Genomic DNA, 4147 nt, shown 5'->3' on the forward strand with positions numbered 1-4147 from the left:
AACGGGTCGGCGTCGAGGACAGTTTCTTCGAGCTCGGCGGCGACTCGATCATGTCGATGCAGCTCGCGGCGCGGGCTCGCCGGGCCCACCTGCTCTTCAAGGCGCAGGACGTCTTCGAGTACGAGACACCGGCAAGGATCGCGGCTGTGGCCCGGCTCGTGACCCCGAGCGCACCCGCACCGGACGCGGGCGTGGGTGGGGTGCCCTGGACGCCGGTCATGCGGGCGCTCGGTGAGCACGCGGTTCACCCGCACTTCGCGCAGTGGACGATCCTCGGCGCCCCGGCCGGCCTTGGCCGGGACGTCCTGACGGCCGGGTGGAACGCGGTCATGAACACCCACGACGTACTGCGTTCCGTGGTGGTGCGGGGGGAGACCGGCCCCGAGCTGCTCGTCCGCGCCCGGGGTGCGGTCGACGCCGGGGTGCTCGTCACGTGTGCCAACGCGACCTACGCCTCGGCCGACTCGCTGGACGGGATCGCGCGGGAGGCGGCGCGCGGCGCTGTCGAGCGGCTGGACCCGGTAGCGGGTGTGATGGCCCAGGTGGTGTGGGTCGACGCCGGCCCAGGGCGGACCGGACGGCTGGTGCTCGTCGTGCACCACCTTGTGGTGGACGGGGTCTCATGGCGGATCCTGGTGCCGGACCTGCGGCTCGCGTGCGAGGCGGTCGCGGCGGGGAGGGAGCCGGTCCTCGATCCCGTGGCGACCTCGTTCAGGCGGTGGGCGGGCCACCTCGCGGAGCAGGCCACCGGGGTGAGCCGGGCCGGTGAGACCGATGACTGGACGAGGCTGCTCAGCCGGCCCGAACCACCCATCGGAGCTGCCGCACTGGAGCCTGCCCGGGACACGGCCGAGGCGATGCGCCACCGCTCGTGGACCGTACCCGTCCGGCATGCCGTCACCTTGGTGGGCCGGACGCCCGCCCTCTTCCACTGTGGTGTGCACGAGGTGCTCCTGTCGACGCTCGCCGGAGCGGTGACGCGGTGGCGCGAGGACCGTTCCTCCGGGGTTCTGGTGGACGTGGAGGGGCATGGCAGGGAGTCGGTGGAGGGCCTGGATCTGTCGCGGACGGTGGGCTGGTTCACCCGTACGCATCCGCTCCGGTTCGAACTCGGCGGGGTGGACCTGGACGACGTACTGGCGGGTGGTCCGGCGGCCGGGGTGCTGCTGAAGGCGGTGAAGGAGCAGGCGCGGGCGGTGCCCGGGGACGGTCTCGGCTACGGGCTGCTGCGTCACCTCAACCCGGAGACGGGCCCGGCGCTCGCCGCGCTGCCGAGTCCGCAGATCGGCTTCAACTACCTGGGCCGCTTCAGTGCAAGCGGTGACGCCGAACTGCCGCCCGCCCCCTGGCAGATGACCGGAGACACCGCGATCGGCGGCTCCGTCGGCCCGGACCTGCCCGCCCAGCATGTCCTCGAAGCGGGGGCGGTCGTCGTGGACACCGCCGACGGACCCACGATCACCGTCATGCTGAGCTGGGCCGACCGGATCCTCGGCGACGCCGTGGTGGCACGTCTCGGCCGGGCCTGGCTCGACCTGCTGGGCGGCCTGGCCGCGCACACGGCCGATCCCACGGCCGGCGGCCACACGTCCTCCGACTTCCCCCTCCTCGACCTCGGGCAGGACGAGGTCGACGCACTCGAAGCCGAACTCGGCGACGACATGTCCTAGCCACCCGTCGGCACGCTCTGACCGCTCGATCCCGTACGTGCTCGAAGCAATGCGCTCTGAGGAGAGAAGCGATGACCCGATCCCTTGTCGAGGACGTGTGGCCGCTGTCGCCGTTGCAGGCCGGCCTGCTGTTCCATGCCGCCTTCGACGACGAGGGACCCGACGTCTACGTGGGACAGCGCCTGGTCGATCTGGCCGGACCGCTGGACGCGGGCAGGCTGCGGGTGTCGTGGGAGGCTCTCCTGGCCCGGCACGCGGCGCTGCGGGCCGGCTTCCGTCGGCGCAAGTCGGGCGCGTCGGTGCAGGTGATCGCGCGCGAGGCGGAGTTGCCCTGGCGCGAGGTGGATCTCTCGGGGCTCGCGGAGACGGATGCCTTGGCCGAGGCGGAACAGCTGGCGGCACGGGAGCGGGGCCGGCGGTTCGATCCCTCGACGGCGCCTCTGCTGCGGCTGCTGCTGATCCGGCTCGGTGCGGACCGGCACCGCCTGTTGGTCACCAGCCACCACCTCCTGATGGACGGCTGGTCCATGCCGGTCCTGCTGAACGAGTTGTCCGAGGTGTACGCCGCGGGGGGCGACGCGTCCGTCCTGGCACCCGTGACGTCCTACCGGGAGTACCTGGCGTGGCTGGCCCGGCAGGACAAGGACGCCGCCCGAGCCGCCTGGCAGGCGGAGCTGGCAGGTGTGGACGAACCCACGCTGGTGGTGCCGGCGGACGCGGGCCGGGCACCCGCCACCCCGGAGAGCTTGATCAGGGACATCCCAGAGGACCTGACCGGGAGCCTGGTGCGGTTCGCCCGCGACCATGGCCTGACCCTCAACACGGTGGTGCAGGGAGCCTGGGCGTTGGTCCTCGCGCGTCTGACCGGCCGTACGGACGTGGTGTTCGGCGCCACCGTGGCCGGACGTCCCGCGGACATACCCGGCGTCGAGTCGATGGTCGGTCTGTTCATCAACACCCTGCCCGTGCGGGTGCCGCTCGACGGCGCGCAGTCCGTCGCGAGCATGCTGGCCGAACTCCAGTGGCGACAATCCGCCCTGATGGCTCATCAGCACATCGGACTGCCGGAGCTTCAGCAGTCCGTCGGGTCCGGCGCCGTCTTCGACACGCTCCTCGTCTACGAGAACTACCCGAGTCCCCCGACCGAGCCGTCCCACCCCGGTGCCCTCGCGCTGAGCGTCGCCCCCGGCCAGGAGACCGCGCACTACCCCCTCACGCTGGTGGCAGCCCCCGGCGATCGGATGCTCTTCAAGCTGGACTACCGGCCGGACCTCTTCGACCGTGAGACGACGGAGTCCGTGTTCGGCTGGCTGGTACGGGTGTTGGAGCAGATGGCGCAGGATCCGTCCGCGGCGGTGGGGCGGGTGGGAGTGCTGGACGCACCCGAGCGGGGCCTTGTCGTGGAGGGCTGGGGCGGGGCGTCCGGGGACGCGGCTCCGAGTGGCACCGTGCCGGAGTTGATCCGTGGGCGGGTGGCTGCTGCACCGGATGCGCTGGCGGTGGTGGGCGGTGAACGTGGGTTGTCGTATGGGGAGTTGTGGGAGGCGTCGGGGCGGTGGGCGGCGTATCTCGTCGATGAGGGGGTGGGTCGGGGTGATCGGGTTGGGGTGGTGTTGGAGCGGTCGCCTGAGTTGATTGCGGTGTTGTTGGGGGTGTGGCGGGCGGGTGCTGCGTTTGTGCCGGTGGATGTGGGGTCTCCGGCTGAGCGGGTTGCGTTTGTGGTGGGGGATGCGGGTGTGGTGTTGGTGGTGGATGATCTGCGGGCTGCGGATGGGGCTTGTGATGGTGGTTTGTTGGTGCCGGTGTCTGCGGGTGATGTTGCGTATGTGATGTATACGTCGGGGTCGACGGGGGTGCCGAAGGGTGTGGCGGTGCCGCATGGCGGTGTCGCTGCTTTGGTGGGTGAGCGGGGCTGGCGGGTTGGTTCCGGTGATGTGGTGTTGATGCATGCTCCGCATGCTTTTGATGTGTCGTTGTTCGAGGTGTGGGTGCCGTTGGCGGCTGGTGGGCGGGTGGTCGTGGCGGAGCCGGGTGTGGTGGATGCTCCTCGTGTTCGTGAGCATGTTGCGGGTGGGGGCACTGCGGTGCACTTGACGGCGGGGTCTTTCCGGGTGTTGGCGGAGGAGGCGCCGGGGTGTTTCGCGGGGTTGCGTGAGGTGTTGACGGGTGGGGATGTGGTTCCCGCGCGGTCGGTGGCGCGGGTGCGGGAGGCGTGCCCGGATGTGGCCGTACGGCACTTGTATGGGCCGACCGAGGTGACCCTGTGCGCGACCTGGCGGGTGTGGAGTCCGGGTGAGCCCGTAGATACGGTGCTGCCCATCGGGCGGCCGTACGGCAATCGGCGCGTGTTCGTGCTGGACGCGTTCTTGCAGCCGGTGCCGTCGGGGGTGACTGGCGAGTTGTATGTCGCGGGTGCCGGGCTGGCTGCCGGTTACTGGGACCGTCCGGCGCTGACCGCCGAGCGTTTTGTGGCGTGC

At 71.0% G+C, this 4147-nt stretch carries 2 protein-coding genes; both read left to right on the plus strand.

Features of this window, described 5'->3' with window-relative positions; genetic code table 11:
* On the plus strand, window positions 1–1670 hold a 1670-nt coding region (locus IEY95_RS48390), incomplete at its 5' end, for a condensation domain-containing protein (protein ID WP_229703883.1).
* Window positions 1671–1741: 71 nt separating this feature from the next.
* Window positions 1742–4147 (plus strand): non-ribosomal peptide synthetase (locus IEY95_RS48395; protein ID WP_189192725.1); only part of this gene is annotated, 2406 nt, incomplete at its 3' end.

It is taken from the genome of Streptomyces albiflavescens (assembly GCF_014645835.1).
GTDB lineage: Bacteria > Actinomycetota > Actinomycetes > Streptomycetales > Streptomycetaceae > Streptomyces > Streptomyces albiflavescens.